This window comes from Pseudomonas sp. CCNWLW23 (genome assembly GCF_037095675.1).
Taxonomy (GTDB): Bacteria; Pseudomonadota; Gammaproteobacteria; order Pseudomonadales; family Pseudomonadaceae; genus Aquipseudomonas; species Aquipseudomonas atacamensis.
The window spans coordinates 1-17,030 of the sequence record NZ_JBAWKM010000039.1 but is presented as its reverse complement, the minus strand read 5'-3'; the positions used below and the strand labels follow the sequence as shown (position 1 = coordinate 17,030).

Genomic DNA, 17,030 nt, shown 5'->3' with positions numbered 1-17,030 from the left:
CAAACTCGACCGCCGCGCCTTGCCAGCGCCCGATCCCGAGTTGAATCGTCAGGACTATGTCGCGCCAAGCAATGAGCTGGAGCAGACCCTGGCGCAGATCTGGTGCGATGTGCTCAACGTCAGGCAGGTCGGCCTCAACGATAACTTCTTCGAACTCGGCGGCGACTCGATTCTGTCGATTCAAGTGGTCAGCCGCGCGCGTCAGCAGGGCATTCACTTCAGCCCGCGCGACCTGTTCCAGCACCAGACCGTGCAGACGCTCGCCGCCGTTGCCAGTCGCACCCAGCAAGTGACTGCCGAGCAGGGCCTGGTGGTCGGCGAGTCGCGCCTGACGCCGATTCAGCACTGGTTCTTCGATACGGACATTCCCCAGCGCCAGCACTGGAATCAGGCGCTGTTGCTGGAACCGACTGTGCGCCTCGAGCCGCAACGATTGCAGCAAGCCTTGCTGGCGGTGATCGAGCAGCACGATGCGCTGCGTCTGCGTTTCACTGAAACCGATGATGCATGGCAAGCGACGCATCAAGCGCTGACGAATGAGGATGTGCTCTGGCAAGTCAGCGTCGATTCGCTGGATCGGTGCGAATCTCTGTTCGCCGACGCGCAACGCAGTCTGCATCTGCGCAACGGCCCGTTACTGCGCGCGGTGCTGGTCGATGTTGCGGATGTTCAGCAACGCCTGTTCATCGCCATCCACCACTTGGTCGTCGACGGCGTTTCCTGGCGCGTTCTGCTGGATGATCTGCAAACCGCCTATCGCCAACTCGACGCTGCGCAGCCGCTGAACCTGCCGGCGAAAACCAGCGCCTTCAAGGACTGGGCCGCGCGTTTGCAGGCCTACGCCGGCAGCGAATCGCTGCGTGAGGAATTGAGCTGGTGGCAGGCGCAACTGGCCGGGCCGAGCGCTGATCTGCCTTGCGAAAACCCGCAGGGCGGCAGGCAGAATCGCCATGCGCAAACCGTCAGCGTACGCCTCGATGCCGAGCGCACCCGGCAGTTGCGGCAACAGGCACCGAGCGCTTATCGCACTCAGGTCAACGACCTGCTGCTGACCGCGCTGGCCCGTGTGCTGTGCCGCTGGAGCGGCCAGCCCTCGGCACTGATTCAACTGGAAGGACACGGTCGCGAAACCCTGTTCGACGAGATCGACCTGACCCGCACCGTCGGTTGGTTCACCAGCGCTTATCCGCTGCGCCTGACCCCGCACAATATCGAAGAGGCCGCCGGGCAGGGCGCTTCGATCAAGGCGATCAAAGAACAATTGCGCGCCGTTCCGCATAAAGGTCTCGGTTATGGCGTGTTGCGTTATCTGGCTGATGACGGCTGCCGCCAGAACATGGCCGCGCTGCCGCAGGCGCAGGTCACCTTCAACTACCTCGGCCAGTTCGACCAGAGCTTCGGCAGCGATGCGCTGTTCCGTCCTCTCGATGAGCCAATCGGTGCAGCCCACGATCCGCAGGCGCCGTTGCCCAACGAGCTGAGCGTCGACAGTCAGGTTTACGGTGGAGAACTGCTGCTGCGCTGGACTTTCAGTGCCGAGCGTTACGAGGCGCAAACCATTAACGATCTGGCCGCCGCCTACCTCGGTGAGCTGCAAAGCCTTATCGCCCATTGTTTGCAAGACGAAGCCGGCGGCCTGACGCCATCGGACTTCCCGCTGGCCAGACTGACTCAGGCGCAACTCGATGCGCTGCCGGTGCCGGCCGCGCACATCGAAGATGTCTACCCGCTGACGCCGATGCAGGAAGGCATGTTGCTGCACACCTTGCTCGAGCCGGGCACCGGTCTGTACTACATGCAGGATCGATATCGCATCAACAGCGAACTCGACCCCGAGCGTTTCGCCCAGGCCTGGCAAGCGGTGGTCGCTCGTCATGAAGCATTGCGCGCTTCGTTCTGCTGGAACGTCGGCGAAGACATGCTGCAAGTGATTCATACGCCGGGACGTACGCCGATCGAGTATCTGGACTGGAGCGCCGTCGCCGAAACCGAGCAGGAACCACAGCTGCAAGCGCTGCTGAAAAGCGAGCGCGAATCCGGGTTCGATCTGCTCAATCAGGCGCCGTTCCACCTGCGCCTGATCAAGGTCGGCGCGGCGCGCTACTGGTTCATGATGAGCAACCACCACATCCTCATCGACGCCTGGTGCCGTTCTCTGCTGATGAACGACTTCTTCGAGATCTACACCGCCCTCGGTGAAGGTCGTGAAGCGCAGTTGAGCGTGCCGCCGCGTTATCGCGATTACATCGGTTGGCTGCAACGCCAGAGCCTGGCCGAGGCGCGGCAGTGGTGGCGGCAGAATCTGCAAGGCTTCGAGCGCACCACGCCGATCCCGAGCGACCGGCCGTTCCTGCGCGAACACGCCGGTGAAAGCGGCGGCATGATCGTCGGCGACCGTTACACCCGCCTCAATGTTGAAGACGGAGCACGGTTGCGGGAACTGGCGCAGGCACATCAACTGACCGTCAACACCTTCGCCCAAGCTGCGTGGGCTCTGGTTTTGCGGCGCCTGAGCGGCGATCGCGACGTGCTCTTCGGCGTGACCGTGGCCGGGCGGCCGGTGGAGATGCCGGAAATGCAACGCACCGTCGGCCTGTTCATCAACAGCATCGCCCTGCGGGTGAAGATGCCTGAGGACGATCAGCGCAGCAGCGTGCGTCAATGGCTCAGCGCTTTGCTCGACAGCAACATGCAACTGCGCGAGTACGAATACCTGCCACTGGTAAACATCCAGGAACAGAGCGAATTGCCCAAAGGCCAGCCGTTGTTCGACAGCCTGTTCGTCTTCGAAAACGCCCCGGTGGAAGTCTCGGTGCTTGATCGTGCACAGAGCCTGAATGCGACCTCGGATTCCGGCCGCACCCATACCAACTTCCCGTTGACGGCGGTGTGTTACCCGGGCGATGACCTTGGCTTGCACCTGTCCTATGACCAACGTTACTTCGACGAGGCGACGGTCGAGCGCATGCTCAGTGAGTTCAAACGCCTGCTGTTGGCGCTGGTCGACGGCTTCCATGGCGACATGGCCGATTTGCCGCTGCTCGGCGACGAAGAACGCGACTTCCTGCTGCACGGTTGCAACCAGAGCGGCCACGACTACCCGCTGGAGCAAAGCTACGTGGCGTTGTTCGAGGCGCAGGTCGCGGCGCATCCGCAGCGCGTTGCCGCCAGTTGCCTCGATCAGCAATTGAGCTATGCCGAACTGAATCACAACGCCAACCGTCTCGGCCATGCCCTGGTCGCTGCCGGTGTGCGCATGGATCAACCGGTGGCGCTGCTGGCCGAGCGTAATCTCGACCTGCTCGGCATGATCATCGGCAGTTTCAAGGCCGGTGCCGGTTACCTGCCGCTGGACCCGGGTCTGCCGAGCCAGCGCCTGAGCCGCATCATCGAGCTGAGCCGCACGCCGTTGCTGGTGTGCAGCGCAGCCTGCCTAGAGCAGGCGCAGACCTTGCTCGAAGAGTTTGGCTGTTCGAATCGCCCGCGCCTGCTGGTGTGGGAAGAGGTCCAGGCGTCGGCCGCAGCGACGCACAATCTCGGCATTCACAGCGGCCCGGACAATCTCGCCTATGTGATCTACACCTCGGGTTCGACCGGTCTGCCAAAAGGCGTGATGGTCGAGCAGCGCGGCATGCTCAACAACCAGTTGAGCAAACGCCCGTACCTCGACTTGAGCGAGGCCGATGTGATCGCGCAGACCGCCTCGCAAAGCTTCGATATTTCCGTCTGGCAGTTCCTTGCCGCGCCGTTGTTCGGCGCACGGGTCGACATCGTACCGAATGCGATTGCCCACGATCCGCAAGGTCTGCTGGCGCATGTACAGGCGCAGGGCATCACCGTGCTGGAAAGTGTGCCATCGCTGATTCAGGGCATGCTCGGCTCCGAGCGTCTGAGCCTCGATGGTTTGCGCTGGATGCTGCCGACCGGTGAAGCGATGCCGCCGGAACTGGCCCATCAATGGCTGCTGCGTTACCCGGACATTGGTCTGGTCAATGCTTACGGCCCGGCGGAATGCTCGGATGATGTGGCGTTCTTCCGTGTCGACATGGCTTCAACGCGCGGCAGTTACTTGCCGATCGGCACGCCGACCGATAACAACTTGCTGTACCTGGTCGATGGCGCGCTGGAACTGGTGCCGTTGGGCGCGGTGGGTGAGCTGTGCGTTGCCGGCACCGGTGTCGGTCGCGGCTACGTCAGCGATCCGCTGCGCACCGCGCCGGTGTTTGTGCCGAATCCGTTCGGCGCGCCGGGCGAACGCCTGTACCGCACCGGTGACTTGGCGCGGCGCCGCGCGGACGGCGTGCTGGAATACGTCGGCCGCGTCGATCATCAGGTGAAGATTCGCGGCTACCGCATCGAGCTCGGTGAAATCGAAGCGCGCCTGCATGAACAACCGGAAGTGCGCGACGCGGCGGTGGGTGTGCAGGAAGGCGTCAACGGCAAGCATCTGGTGGGCTACCTGGTCGCGGCCGATGCGGCGCTCAATCCGGGCGAACGCCTGGAGCGGATCAAGCAGCGCCTGCGCGCCGAACTGCCGGAATACATGGTGCCGCTGCACTGGCTGTGGCTGGAGCAAATGCCACTCAATGCCAACGGCAAACTCGACCGCAAAGCCTTGCCAACGCTGGAGATCGGTCAGTTGCAGAGCGAGGATTATCTGGCGCCGCGCAACGAGCTGGAGCAGATCCTGGTTGATATCTGGGCTGAGGTGCTGAAAGTGGAAAAGGTCGGCGTGCGCGACAATTTCTTCGAACTGGGCGGGCATTCGCTGCTGGCTACGCAAATTGCATCGCGGGTACAAAAAGCCCTGCAACGCAACGTGCCGCTGCGCGCGATGTTCGAATGCAGCACGGTGGAGGAACTCGCCGAATACATCGATGGACTGGCGGCCAGTGACATTACCGAGGAGAAGGTTGATCGGTTGAATGATCTGATGGCGGAGCTGGAGGGGTTGTAGTTCTTCAGCGCCTGGGCCGGCCTCTTCGCGAGCAGGCTCGCTCCCACACAGGATCTGTGTTGTTTACAAATCCCCTGTGGGAGCGAGCCTGCTCGCGAATGGCGTCTGTACATTGCCGTACATTTCCATCCTTGACGATCAACAACCGGCAGCTCAGTCTGCCGGTTCTGTTTTTTCTCGCGGAGGTGGTCGATGCCCTTTTTCACGGTTGACGGACAAGCACTGCACTACATTGATCAAGGCACCGGCCCCGCCGTGTTGCTGGCTGGCAGTTATCTCTGGGATCAAGCGATGTGGGCGCCGCAGATCGCCGCGCTGACCCCGCACTATCGCGTCATCGCCCTGGATCTGTGGGGTCATGGCGAGTCCGGCAAGTTACCTGAAGGCACGACATCGCTGGATGACATCGCCCGACAGGCGCAGGCCTTGCTTGATCATCTGGACATCGACCACGTCACCCTCGTCGGGCTTTCGGTCGGCGGCATGTGGGGCGTGCGCCTGGCACTGTCCGCACCGCAACGTCTCAACGGTCTGGTGCTGATGGACACCTACGTCGGCGTCGAGCCGGAACCGACCCGGCAGTATTACTTCTCGTTGTTCAAGCAGATCGAAGACAGCGGCACCATCTCCGAACAATTGCTCGACATCGTTGTGCCAATCTTCTTCCGCCCGGGCATCGACCCGCAGTCGGCGCTGTATCAGGGCTTCCGCGCAAAACTGCAGGGCTACTCGCCCGAGCGTTTGCGCGACAGCATCGTGCCGATGGGCCGCATCACGTTTGGCCGCAACGACCTGTTGCCACGCCTGGACGAGCTGAACCCGGCGACGACGCTGGTATTGTGCGGCGATCAGGACAAACCGCGACCACCCTCGGAAGCCCGGGAAATGGCTGAATTGATCGGTTGCCCGTGCGTGCTGGTACCGGAGGCGGGGCATATCTCCAATCTGGAGAATCCCGGGTTTGTGACTGAGGCACTGCTGGCGTTTCTGGCCGAGCGCAACCGCTAGACCGAGTGAGCTTCATTCGCGAGCAGGCTCGCTCCCACAGTTAATCGCATTCTGGCTGAGGGAATGCAGTCAACTGTGGGAGCGAGCCCGCTCGCGAAAGGGCCGGTCCAAGCGATGGAAAAACTACTTAGGCCCGAGAATCTTCACCAGCTTGTCCGGCGAAGGCGCGCCTTGCTGTTGTTGCAGTTCGCCTTTGTCGTCCATGTAGAAAATCGCCGGGGTGGCCTGCAGTTCGAGGTCTTCCATCAATTGCATGTTGGCCGCGAGTTTGGTCTGCACGGCGACCGGGATGTCTTTCAACGCCTTGAGGGCGCTGCCCTTACCGGCGCTCTCATGATCTTGCAGAGCCTTGGCCGGGTCTTTCGCCGCCAGCAGCGCGGCTGATTTGCCCGGGCTGTCTTCGCGGATGATGCCGACCATGATGTGGCGCAACTGCACTTTGCCGGCCTTGACCCATGGCCGTGCCTGTTCCCAGAACATGTTGCAGTACGGGCAGTTCGGATCGCTGAACAGGTACACCGTACGCGGTGCATCCGTGTTGCCGTCCTGAATCCAGTTGCTCGCCTCGAACTTGGCCCAGACTTCCTTGGACATCGGCGCGTAGACCAGTTTCTGCAAAGGCTCGCTGCTCAGGTCCTTGCCGTCGGCGTCGTACAGGTTACCCACCACGACGTGTTTGCCGTCCGGGGTCAGGTACAGCGCCATGCCGCGGTTCTGGTATTGCGCGGCGTACCCGCGCAGGCCGTCGGGGGCGTCGAACTGGCCGACGATTTTCGCGCCCTTGGCTTCGATCTTTTTGATCGCCGCAGGCAGTTCTTCAGCAGCCTGTACCGACGGCAAGTGCAGCAGGGCAGTGCCCAGGGTCAGCGTCAGCAGGTGGCGGAGGCGGGGCATGGCAGTTTCCTTGCAGAGTTGGCCGGGGCAACGGCCTGATTCGGGCTTGAAGGCGAAGTGTCGAAGGTTTCCAGGGCGCGGGCGAGGCTGGCGTTCGACAGTTCACCGAGGTGACTGGTCAGCAAGCGACCGTCCGGGCTATAGAACAGCGTAGTCGGTAACGCCATGGAACCCACGGCCTGACCGAGACGGCCGCGGCGGTCGAACAGCACGTTGTTCAGGCTCAGGCCCTGGGTTTCCAGGAACGTTGCCACGCTTTGCATGCTTTCGGCCTGATTGACGAACAGGAAGGTCAGGTCCGGTCGCTGCTGTTGGGCGTTTTCCAGCACCGGCATTTCTCGCCGGCACGGCGGACACCAGGTCGCCCAGAGGTTGATCACCAGCGGCCCGCCCTGATAGTCACTGAGCTTGATGGTTTCGCCAGCGGCGTTGCGCAGGGATATATCCGGCAGGCGCGTACCCTGTTCGTAGATATTCAGCGACAGGGTGGCAAGCAGCCAGAACGCCACGCCACTGACCACTCCGAAGCCCAACGGTCGACGCAAAGCGGGCCGGCGCCAGCCGCGATACAACGCCGTCAGCAACAGCACGATGACCCCGGGCCAGGCGAGGAAACCGCCGTCGCGCAGATCGATGATCTGCCACGGGTCATTGCGATAGTGCGACCAGTACAGCGCGACAAACGCAACGCGCGCCGCGAGCATGCCCAGCAAAAACAGGCTGAACAGCGCCGACTCGGGGTTCTCGCCGCCGCGCTTGGCCACTCGCCAGCCGACAAATGTGGCCAGCGCCAGAGCACTGATCAGCAGCAGGTGGTTGAGCGCGATGGCGAAGGTGCCGAGGGTGAACGTCAGCATCAGTTGGCATCTCGGGTGGCGGACCAGCGTTGCAGGAAGGTGTCGGCATCGACCTCGCCGGTGATGCGCTGGCTGCGGCGTTCTTCGCCGTCAGCGCCGATCCAGATGAACGTCGGCGGCCCCGGCACTTTATAGCGACTGAGCAGCTCACGGCTGGCAGCGTTGTCGGCGGTCACATCCAGGCGCAGCAGGCGCACATCGCTCAGGGCCTGCATGACTTTGGCCTCACCGAACACCTTCTTCTCCATGACCTTGCACGACACGCACCAGTCGGCGTAGTAATCGAGCAGTACCCACTGGCCTTGAGCCTTGGCCGCGTCGAGTTCGCGTTGCAGGGCGGCCGGTTCCTTGATTGTGCTGAAGGCATCGTGACCCATCGGCGCCGCGCTGGCGACAGGGCCGGCGCTGTAGACCTGCAATGGCTGATACGGATCATCACTGCCGCCCGCCGCACCGATCACCAACAAGCTGCCCCACAAACCGAGCAACAAGGACAGGGCGCCAAACATCTGCGCGACGCGGCCAAACCCTGCGGATTGTTTCCAGGCGCTGTAAGCGGCGATCAACAGCAGTGCACCACACAGCCCCAACCACAACGACGGGTCCAGTACCGGGCGCAGCATCAACAATGCAGTGGCAAGAAAGAGGAAGCCGAATATGCCCTTGAGCAGATTCATCCACGCCCCGGGTTTTGGCAGGAAGCGGTTGCCCACGGTGACCAGCAGCAACAGCGGCACACCGATGCCGATGCCCAGTGCAAACAGAATCAGACCGCCGTGCAACGCGTTACCGCTCTGCGCGATGTACAGCAGCGCGCCGGCCAGTGGCGCGGTCATGCACGGCCCGACCAACAGACCGGACAATGCGCCCAGCACACCGGCGCCGATCAGGCTGCCGCCGCTGCGGCTGCGCGACGCATGTTCAAGACGATCACGCAGGGCCACCGGCAGTTGCAGCTCGAAGAAGCCGAACATCGGCAATGCCAGCACCACGAAAATGGCGGCAAACGCACCGAGCAGCCAAGGATTCTGCAACCACGCCTGCAGGTTCGCACCGAGCAGCGCAGCAATCACGCCCATCGCCGCATACACCAGCGCCATGCAGATCACGTAGCTGCTGGCCAAGGCAAACCCGCGCCGTGGTGTGGCGCCACTGCCGACGATCATCCCGGCGAGAATCGGCAGCATCGGCAGCGAACACGGGGTAAACGCCAACAGCAGGCCGAGTCCGAAGAACACCAGCAGACTCCAGCCCAGCGCTCGTTGTTGCAGGCTGCTGGCCAAGGCCTGATCCGGCGCTTCACCGCCCGTTATTGCTGCGGCTTTGCCTCCCAGATCAATCACCCGGGTTTGCGGTGGATAGCACAGACCGGCATCGGCGCAACCTTGATAGCTGACTTTGATCTGACCGCTGGCCGCCGCCGGGATTTTCACTTCCAGGCCCTGGCGGTACACCGGCTGCTCGCCGAAAAACTCATCGCTGTGGGATTCGCCTTCAGGCAACACCGGCTGCTGATCGGCGGCCAGTCCGTCGAATTTCAAACGTTTCTGATACAGGTAGTAACCGTCGGTGATCTGCCAGAACAGCTGGGTTTCGCCCGAGTCCAGACGCTCGGAGGTGAGTACGAATGCCCTGTCGACGGGTAAAAAGTCCGGCTTGGACTCGAACGGATTGTTTCCGGCCTGAGCCAGACCGGAAACCAGTAGAGCAAACAGAAGAAAAAAATGACGCATGGAGGAGCCTTGTCCCTGTGCAAGTGGGGTGCAGGATGGGCGGCGGCGATTAACCGATAATTAACCCTATCCTACTAGGCTCGCCGGGATTGACCAATCAGCCACGCAGCAGGCCGGGCCAATTACCGTCATCAATGGTTCTGGGGCCGGCAACGAGTCGGTCGGACTGAATGTTGTAAGTGAGGTACTGATTGTTGGTCAGGAAGATATACCAGTAACTGTCTGCAAATGTCCGGTCATTCTGCGCCGCGGTGATTATCCGGTCCTTGTAAGGTTTCAGCGCGCCCAGCTGATATTCGCCGAAACGGTTGTACTTGACGGTCTTGGCCTTGTAGTCGAAAGACAAGTAGTGGCCGTCATCGAGGATGAATCGAAACAGAAAAGGGTGGCCGGTCAGTTGAAACCAGGTGCCGGCGATGATCTTGTCAAAATATGGAAGAATCGGCTTCCATACCGAGTCGGCTACCTTGTAGAAGGCGGCAACTTTATCGCTGTCCTGATCGTATTTGCAGACCATCGGAGTTGTTCCGTCATAGAAGAAAAACCAGGCAATATCCTCGTCACTTCCGGCGTTCCAGCCGAAGGAAGTGGTAGTCAAGCCAAAGCGCAGATCTTTGGTATACGGGGCGAAGTTGTCCCAGTTGCCTGCCGTGGCGGCTGGATAATTGGACGGGACACTATTGTCACCAAGATCAAAGCGCGAATAGGTATCGGTGTCCTTGAAGAAAAAATAAATTCGATCAGGGCCGGAGCGCCAGTCTATGGCAACAAAGTTATTCAAGTTGGTCATGTTTGAAAGTCCATTTAAGTGTGGGGTTGAAGTTGCCGGTTGAAACTAGATGAAGTTGCGTTGGCGATAAAGGCTGGAATTGTTTCCGGATGGGTAACGGGGTAATAAAGTTTGCTGGGCGTGCTCGCGTCGGTTGCTGGGCTGCGACAACCTGACTGCATTCTCGTGCAGCTTTGCGAAGTCGACGTGTGCCGCCATAATTGCCCCTTAATCCTTGCCTGCTTCACTCGCCTTTTTTATTTCCGGAGCCCCTATGCACGTACTGGTTTGCGAAGACGATGAGCTGATCGCCAGCGGCATCGTCGCCGGGCTCAAGGCACAGGGCCTGACCGTCGAGCACGTCAACACCGCGTCCAAGGCGCGGGCGATGCTCAAGGTCGCCGAATTCGACGTGATGGTTCTCGATCTCGGGTTGCCCGACGAAGATGGCCTCAAGTTGCTCCAGCAATTGCGGCAGAGCGGCCTGGAGATCCCGGTTCTCATCCTTACTGCCCGTGACTCGGTGACCGATCGTGTCGACGGTCTGCAGGCCGGCGCTGACGACTACCTGCTCAAGCCTTTCGACCTGCGCGAACTGTTCGCTCGCCTGCAAACCCTGTTGCGCCGAGTGGCCGGGCGCAGTGTCAATCTGATCGAGCATGGCGCGCTTACTTACGACCCGAGCAGCCGGGAAACCCGCCTCGCCGGGCAACCGGTGGACCTGTCGCGGCGCGAGCAGTCGCTGTTGCAGGCATTGCTGCACAATCGCGGCCGGGTGCTGTCCACCGAGCAACTGAAGGACAGCGTCTACGGCTTCAACGACGAACTGGAAAGCAACGCACTGAACGTGCATATCCATCATCTGCGCAGCAAGCTTGGCAAAGGCATCGTCGAAACCGTGCGTGGTCTGGGCTATCGCCTCGGGCCTGCCGATGGCGGAGAGCAAGGCAAGTGATGAGTCTGCGCCTGCGCCTGAGTCTGACGCTCGGCGCTGCCTTCGCGTTGATCTGGGCGCTGGCGGCGGCGTGGATGCTCAGCGATCTGCGCAATCAGATGATGTTTTCTCTCGACCAGCGTCTGGTTGCCTCCGCGCGCATGGTCGCCGGCTTGCTCGAGCAATTGCCGACGCTGCCGAGCAAAGGTGAGGGCACCCACTTCAGTGCTGAACAGCTGAACATTCCCGGCGGCATGGCCTGTCAGGTCAGCTCATTGCGCGGCGAGATTCTCGCGCGAAGCCACAACAACCCCGAGCAAGCGCTGGAAGCCGAGAAAATGGGCTTCCACGATCAAATGATCGACGGCGCACCGTGGCGCAGTTTCACCCTGGCCCGGGGCGATGTGCGCATCACTACGGCGGATCGGCAGATCGAACGCGAAGCCTTGAACATGTCGATTCTGCTCGCCGCTTCGGTGCCGGTCGGTGTGGCCTTGCTGGGTTGCCTGTGCCTGCTGTGGCTGGGCATCGGTCAGGGTCTTGCACCACTCAATCGTCTGCGCGAGGCGCTGATGCGGCGCAATGCCGATTCCCTTGAGCCATTGCAGTTGCAGGCGTTTCCCAGCGAATTGAAGCCGTTGCTGGAAACCCAGAATCAATTGTTCCAGCGCATCGGCAAGACCATCGAGCGTGAACGTCGCCTGACCGGTGACGCCGCGCATGAACTGCGCAGTCCGCTGACGGCGATCAAGACCCACCTGCAAGTCGCGCGCATGACCGATGGCAGTGCCCGCGATCAGTCGCTGGCCCGCGCCGAGGAGGGCGCCGATCGCTTGCACCGCACCCTTGAACAGTTGCTGTTGCTGGCGCGGGTCGAAGGCAGCCTGTCGTTCGATGACGGCTCGCAATGCAGCGCCGAGCAAGTGGCCCGACTGGCGATTCAGGACGCCACTGGCGGTGAACGGCTGCGGATCAAACTGCACGTGCCGGACGACCTGTCCGCCGCACCGCTGCAAATGCCTGCTGTGCTGGCGATTGCTGCACTGCGTAACCTGCTCGACAACGCCCTGCGCCATACGCCTGAAGATTGCGCGGTCGAGGTCCATCTGGAAAACATCGGCAATCGCGTGCGTTTTGTCGTGCGTGACCATGGCCCGGGCATTGCGCCGGATGATTTGCAGCATCTGACCCAACGCTTCTGGCGCAACGGGCAGAGCACCGGCTGCGGGCTGGGTCTGGCGATTGTCCAGGCGATTGTCCAGCGCTGTGACTGCGCCCTGCATTTCGACAGCCGCCCGGATGGCTTGCGGGTCGAACTGACCATGCCGTTGCAAACCCTCTGATCTCACCTCAGACCCCTGTGGGAGCGAGCCTGCTCACGAATGCGGTAACTCACTCAACATCGACGTTGACTGGTCCGACGCTTTCGCAAGCAGGCTCGCTCCCACAAAAAACCATGTTCTGGCACATCAAATGTAACTTCTCGGCGTTCGCTATCCGCCAGGGTTGGGGCTAAGGTCAACCCAGCTTTGACTCAATGGATTGAGGGAACTGCGCCATGGAAGCACCCGTCTGCGTACGTTCGGCCACCCTGGCCGACACCGGCATCATCAACCGTATAGTCGAGCGCTCGATCCGCATCGGATGTGCACTCGATCACCGCAACCATCCGCTTCTGGTCAACCACTGGCTCAACCGCTCCTCCGCCGATTTCATCAGTAGCCGGCTCGCCGACCCACATTTCTATCTCTGCGTCGCTTTGCTTGATGACAAACCGGTCGGTGTCGGCATGGCCCGGGTCAGTGGCGAAATCCTGCTGTGTTACGTCCAGCCGGAATCCTTCCGCCGAGGCGTCGGCCGGGCGCTGATGCAGAATGTCGAAGGCTGGTTGCGGGTTCGCGGTGTGCGCAATGCTCACCTCAACAGCACCCGCACCGCCGAGGGGTTCTATCGGCACCTGGGTTACCAACAGGCAGCGCCACCCGGTCTTTCCAACGGCTTGCAAACCGTGCCGCTGCGCAAACCTTTGTCCTCACCGGCCGGACAACTCGATCAAGGGTGTAAATCCGAACCGCGCTGAAGCGTTTCCAGAACAGGAAAACCTGCAAGTGCGCCCCGCGACCGGAACGCGCACCTGTCGGTGTGCTGTTCTGGTCACTATCCATAGCGAATTGAGGGGTCGAGAGATGTCAGTCGCCACCAGTCTTATCGAAGCGTCGTCGGCCCGGGTCGCCTCGGCGCCGGCGGAAACGTTGTTCGAATTCAACGAATCACCGTTGTTGGCGCGGCAGAGCCGGCAGGAGTCCAACGCACGCAGCTATCCTCGGCGTATTCCCTTGGCGCTCAAGCGTGCCAAGGGCTTGTATGTCGAGGATGTTGAAGGACGTACATTCATCGACTGCCTGGCTGGAGCCGGCACGCTGGCGCTGGGGCATAACCACCCGGTGGTGATCGAGGCGATCCAGCAAGTGCTGGCCGATGAGTTGCCGCTGCACACCCTCGACCTGACCACGCCAGTCAAGGATCAATTCGTCCAGGACCTGTTCGGACTGCTGCCGACAGAGCTGGCGGCGCAAGCGAAGATCCAGTTCTGTGGCCCGACCGGCACCGACGCCGTGGAAGCAGCGCTGAAACTGGTGCGCACCGCAACCGGGCGCAGCACCGTGCTGTCATTTTCCGGCGGTTATCACGGCATGAGTCAGGGGGCGTTGAGCCTGATGGGCAGCCTGGGGCCGAAAAAACCATTGGGTGCCTTGCTCAGCAACGGCGTGCAATTCATGCCGTTCCCCTACGATTACCGCTGCCCGTTTGGCCTCGGCGGCGCGGCGGGCGTCAACGCCAATCTGAGTTATCTGGAAAACCTGCTCAACGATCCCGAGGCCGGGGTGCAATTGCCGGCGGCGGTGATTGTCGAGGCGGTGCAGGGCGAGGGCGGCGTGATACCGGCGGACGTCGAGTGGTTGCGCGGCTTGCGCCGGATTACCGAGAAGGCCGGTGTGGCGTTGATCGTTGATGAGATCCAGAGCGGTTTCGCCCGTACCGGCAAGATGTTTGCCTTTGAACACGCGGATATCGTTCCGGATGTGGTTGTACTGTCCAAAGCTATCGGTGGCAGCCTGCCGTTGGCGGTGGTGGTGTACCGCGACTGGCTCGACACTTGGCAACCGGGCGCCCATGCCGGCACGTTCCGCGGCAATCAGATGGCCATGGCCGCCGGTTCAGCGGTGATGCGCTATCTGGTGGAGCACAAGGTTTGCGAGCACGCAGCCGCCATGGGTGATCGACTCAGCGAGCATCTGCACATCCTGCAACGCGACTTCCCGCAGCTGGGCGATATTCGTGGGCGTGGCCTGATGCTCGGCGTTGAACTGGTCGACCCGAACGGCGCGCCCGACGCGCTCGGTCATCCGCCAGCGTTTGCGCGTCTGGCGCCGCTGGTCCAGCGTGAATGCCTCAAGCGTGGCCTGATTCTGGAGCTGGGCGGTCGCCATGGCGCAGTGGTGCGCTTCCTGCCGCCGCTGGTGATCACTGCCGCGGAAATCGACCGGGTGGCCGAGATCTTCGGTCGCGCATTGGCCGCTGCCACCACCGCGCTGTAAATTTTTCCGCGCGGCGAACGTTCTTTCTACATACCCGGCTGCATTCTTTGTGCAGCCGCCCTTACAACGATGGAGAACCAGCATGACGTCAGTATTCGACCGCGAGGACATCCTCTTTCAGGTCGTGGTCAACCACGAAGAGCAATATTCGATCTGGCCCGATTACAAAGCTGTGCCGCAAGGCTGGCGCACCGTGGGCAAGAGCGGCCTGAAAAAGGAATGCCTGGCCTATATCGAAGAAGTCTGGACCGACATGCGCCCATTGAGCCTGCGCCAGAAGATGGATGCGCAAGTCGCGGCGCAATAAGCGACCGGGCAAAAGAAACCCGCTGGACCAGTGATGGTCAGCGGGTTTTTTCATGTCTGGAGAGTGACGTTGTGGGTGCGGGCCTCTTCGCGAGCAGGCTCGCTCCCACAATTGAAATGCGATCCCCTGTGGGAGCGAGCCTGCTCGCGAAGAACGATAACGCGGACTTACTAAAACTACGCTCCGCTCAACCCCTTGAGCAACAAATCCACATTCCCCTCCAGCTCCGCCAGCGGATCCGCCGCATCGGTACTCAACACCACCAGGCGGCTGCCGGATTCGGCAATCGCCGCTTTCACCGGCTCCGCGGGCTGGCGATGGTGCAGCACCACCGCCACGTCATTGTCCTTGAGCGTCGCTGTCAGCTTCTTCAACTCCTCTGGGGTCCAATCGGCATCGGGACGCGCATCCTGTCCGGCCAGTTCAAGGTTGAGGCTGCCAATCAGATAGCCGAAGTGATCGCTCAGGCTCATCACGCTCAGGTTGTCCGCTTCGGCCAGACGCGCTTCGGTGTCCGCGCTGAGTTTCAGCAAACGCTGTTTCAACGCCGCCAGGTTGGCTTCGATTGCAGGCTTGGCGCTCGGTGCCAGGCGCACCAGGTCTGCGGCCATCACATCGGCCATGCGCCCCATGTTGTTGCTCGCCAGCCATGGCTGACTGTTCAGGCCATCAACCTGCAGGCCCGGCTGCACGGCGATGCCGGGCAGGGCGCCGTCGACCGGGCGCGCAGCGTCGACTTCGACGATACGGATGTTGCTACGGCGCGCGATCGGGTACAGCGGATCATCGGCCCACAGCGAACGCAGACCGATTACCGCGTCCGCGTCGGTGGCCAGTTTGCTCAGCGCCGGAGCGCCACGGCCGGTGAAATACGCGGTCTGGCGGCTGCCGGGCAGGTTGGCCGGCGCCGCACGTTCAAGTTTGACGTCGGTACCCTTGAGCAATGCTTCGCCCAATCCATAGGTGATCGGTAACGAGGCCAGAACGCGTAACGGTTTCGCAGTTTCAGCCGCCATCAACGGAGTGCAGACCACGCCACACAGGGCCATGGCCAGAGTCAGGTTACGCAATGAAAAAGCCATTTATCCAAGGTTCCCTTTCAGGCTGGGGACGACGCCGCGCGCAATGGCGGCGAGGGCGAAAGCGATGCCGGCGACCAGAATGATCGCAGCGCCGGACGGGATCGGCAGGTCGAACACGATTGGCGCAAGAATCCCGCACAGGGTGCTGACGGTAGCGATCAGCACCGAGCACCAGAAAAACCCTTTCAGCGACTGACTGAGCAAGCGCGCCGCTGCCGCAGGAATCACCAGCAAGGCACCGACCAGAATCGCGCCAATCACCTTCACTGCCGCGACGGTGATCAAGGTCACCAGGATCACGAACAGGTAATCCAGGGTCTTCACCGCTACGCCACGCACCGCCGCCAGTTGCGGATTGAAACTGGCGAGCATGATGCGGTTGTACAGCGGCAGGGCGAGGGCCATGACCAGCGAACCGACGATGGCCAGCACCGCCAGATCATTGCCGTTGACGGTCAATACCGAACCGAACAGCACGTTTTCCAGAATGTGCACGTTGATCTTGCCGGCGAGAATCAGCAGCAGGCTCGCGCCCAGTGCCAGTGACACCGAGAGAAACACGCCGATCAGCGTATCCGGTGCCAGTCCGGTGCGGTTGCGCAGGTAATTGAGCAGGATGCCGAACAGCAGGCAGTAGCCGAACAGACTGCCGTACGGGCCGGTGTAGGGTTCGCCGAGCAGGATGCCGATGGCGACACCGGTCAACGCGGCATGGCCGACTGCTTCGGAAAAGAACGCGAAGCGCTTGACCACCACCAGCGTGCCGAGCCCGCCCAGCACCGGGCCGATCAGCAGGCCGGCGAGCAGGGCGTTGACCACAAAACCGTAGGCCAGCGCCTCGGGCAGATAACCTGACGATGCCCAACCCTGGACCATCAAACGAAAGGCTT

General features: G+C 61.7%; 13 protein-coding genes. 7 read left to right on the top strand and 6 right to left on the bottom strand.

All coding sequences use genetic code 11. The features are described from left to right. On the top strand, window positions 1–4,957 hold a 4,957-nt coding region (locus tag V8J63_RS27210; RefSeq protein ID WP_336464940.1), incomplete at its 5' end, for an amino acid adenylation domain-containing protein. 192 nt (window positions 4,958–5,149) lie between these two features. Then, window positions 5,150–5,965: an alpha/beta fold hydrolase gene (locus V8J63_RS27205; protein ID WP_336464939.1), complete on the top strand. Its 816-nt coding sequence runs from the start codon at window positions 5,150–5,152 to the stop codon at window positions 5,963–5,965. 123 nt (window positions 5,966–6,088) lie between these two features. On the opposite strand, the gene dsbG is transcribed toward V8J63_RS27205, so the two are convergent. From dsbG to V8J63_RS27185, 4 genes are all read right to left on the bottom strand, one after another. After that, a complete protein-coding gene (dsbG, locus tag V8J63_RS27200; RefSeq protein ID WP_336464938.1) occupies window positions 6,089–6,859 on the bottom strand; it encodes a thiol:disulfide interchange protein DsbG in 771 nt (256 codons plus the stop codon). Beyond that, entirely contained in the window at window positions 6,835–7,716 is an 882-nt protein-coding gene (locus V8J63_RS27195; protein WP_323164656.1) for a TlpA disulfide reductase family protein, read from the bottom strand. The genes dsbG and V8J63_RS27195 overlap by 25 nt, the downstream gene beginning before the upstream one ends. Further along, window positions 7,716–9,449 carry a protein-disulfide reductase DsbD gene (gene dsbD / locus V8J63_RS27190; RefSeq protein WP_336464937.1) on the bottom strand — a complete coding sequence of 578 codons (1,734 nt, stop codon included), beginning with the start codon at window positions 9,447–9,449 and terminating at the stop codon, window positions 7,716–7,718. Before dsbD ends, V8J63_RS27195 begins: the two co-directional genes overlap by 1 nt. 97 nt (window positions 9,450–9,546) lie before the next feature. Continuing rightward, window positions 9,547–10,239: a hypothetical protein gene (locus tag V8J63_RS27185; protein WP_160767786.1), complete on the bottom strand. Its 693-nt coding sequence runs from the start codon at window positions 10,237–10,239 to the stop codon at window positions 9,547–9,549. Between the two features lie 253 nt (window positions 10,240–10,492). Between V8J63_RS27185 and V8J63_RS27180 the strand changes: the two genes are divergently transcribed. From V8J63_RS27180 to V8J63_RS27160, 5 genes are all read left to right on the top strand, one after another. Beyond that, entirely contained in the window at window positions 10,493–11,173 is a 681-nt protein-coding gene (locus V8J63_RS27180) for a response regulator (protein WP_016770812.1), read from the top strand. Continuing rightward, window positions 11,173–12,495: an ATP-binding protein gene (locus tag V8J63_RS27175; protein ID WP_038860405.1), complete on the top strand. Its 1,323-nt coding sequence runs from the start codon at window positions 11,173–11,175 to the stop codon at window positions 12,493–12,495. The genes V8J63_RS27180 and V8J63_RS27175 overlap by 1 nt, the downstream gene beginning before the upstream one ends. Window positions 12,496–12,710: 215 nt before the next feature. Next, complete coding sequence (locus V8J63_RS27170; protein ID WP_123443498.1) at window positions 12,711–13,232, top strand: GNAT family N-acetyltransferase; 522 nt, start codon at window positions 12,711–12,713, stop codon at window positions 13,230–13,232. 106 nt (window positions 13,233–13,338) lie between these two features. Next, window positions 13,339–14,751, top strand: coding sequence for an aspartate aminotransferase family protein (locus V8J63_RS27165; protein ID WP_336464936.1), 1,413 nt, complete (start codon window positions 13,339–13,341; stop codon window positions 14,749–14,751). An 82-nt stretch (window positions 14,752–14,833) separates the two neighbouring features. Next, entirely contained in the window at window positions 14,834–15,058 is a 225-nt protein-coding gene (locus V8J63_RS27160; RefSeq protein ID WP_016770808.1) for an MbtH family protein, read from the top strand. 176 nt (window positions 15,059–15,234) lie between these two features. Here V8J63_RS27160 and V8J63_RS27155 read toward each other — a convergent pair whose 3' ends face one another. Beyond that, window positions 15,235–16,140 carry a metal ABC transporter substrate-binding protein gene (locus tag V8J63_RS27155; protein ID WP_024013667.1) on the bottom strand — a complete coding sequence of 302 codons (906 nt, stop codon included), beginning with the start codon at window positions 16,138–16,140 and terminating at the stop codon, window positions 15,235–15,237. Then, on the bottom strand, window positions 16,141–17,016 hold the full coding sequence (locus V8J63_RS27150; protein WP_336464941.1) for a metal ABC transporter permease: 876 nt from the start codon (window positions 17,014–17,016) through the stop codon (window positions 16,141–16,143). Window positions 17,017–17,030: the final 14 nt, after the last annotated feature.

Coding starts and splice junctions, on each gene's coding strand:
- V8J63_RS27205 (WP_336464939.1), top strand. CDS start 5,150: ATGCCCTTTTTCACGGTTGACGGACAAGCACTGCACTACATTGATCAA.
- dsbG (WP_336464938.1), bottom strand. CDS start 6,859: ATGCCCCGCCTCCGCCACCTGCTGACGCTGACCCTGGGCACTGCCCTG.
- V8J63_RS27195 (WP_323164656.1), bottom strand. CDS start 7,716: ATGCTGACGTTCACCCTCGGCACCTTCGCCATCGCGCTCAACCACCTG.
- dsbD (WP_336464937.1), bottom strand. CDS start 9,449: ATGCGTCATTTTTTTCTTCTGTTTGCTCTACTGGTTTCCGGTCTGGCT.
- V8J63_RS27185 (WP_160767786.1), bottom strand. CDS start 10,239: ATGACCAACTTGAATAACTTTGTTGCCATAGACTGGCGCTCCGGCCCT.
- V8J63_RS27180 (WP_016770812.1), top strand. CDS start 10,493: ATGCACGTACTGGTTTGCGAAGACGATGAGCTGATCGCCAGCGGCATC.
- V8J63_RS27175 (WP_038860405.1), top strand. CDS start 11,173: ATGAGTCTGCGCCTGCGCCTGAGTCTGACGCTCGGCGCTGCCTTCGCG.
- V8J63_RS27170 (WP_123443498.1), top strand. CDS start 12,711: ATGGAAGCACCCGTCTGCGTACGTTCGGCCACCCTGGCCGACACCGGC.
- V8J63_RS27165 (WP_336464936.1), top strand. CDS start 13,339: ATGTCAGTCGCCACCAGTCTTATCGAAGCGTCGTCGGCCCGGGTCGCC.
- V8J63_RS27160 (WP_016770808.1), top strand. CDS start 14,834: ATGACGTCAGTATTCGACCGCGAGGACATCCTCTTTCAGGTCGTGGTC.
- V8J63_RS27155 (WP_024013667.1), bottom strand. CDS start 16,140: ATGGCTTTTTCATTGCGTAACCTGACTCTGGCCATGGCCCTGTGTGGC.
- V8J63_RS27150 (WP_336464941.1), bottom strand. CDS start 17,016: ATGGTCCAGGGTTGGGCATCGTCAGGTTATCTGCCCGAGGCGCTGGCC.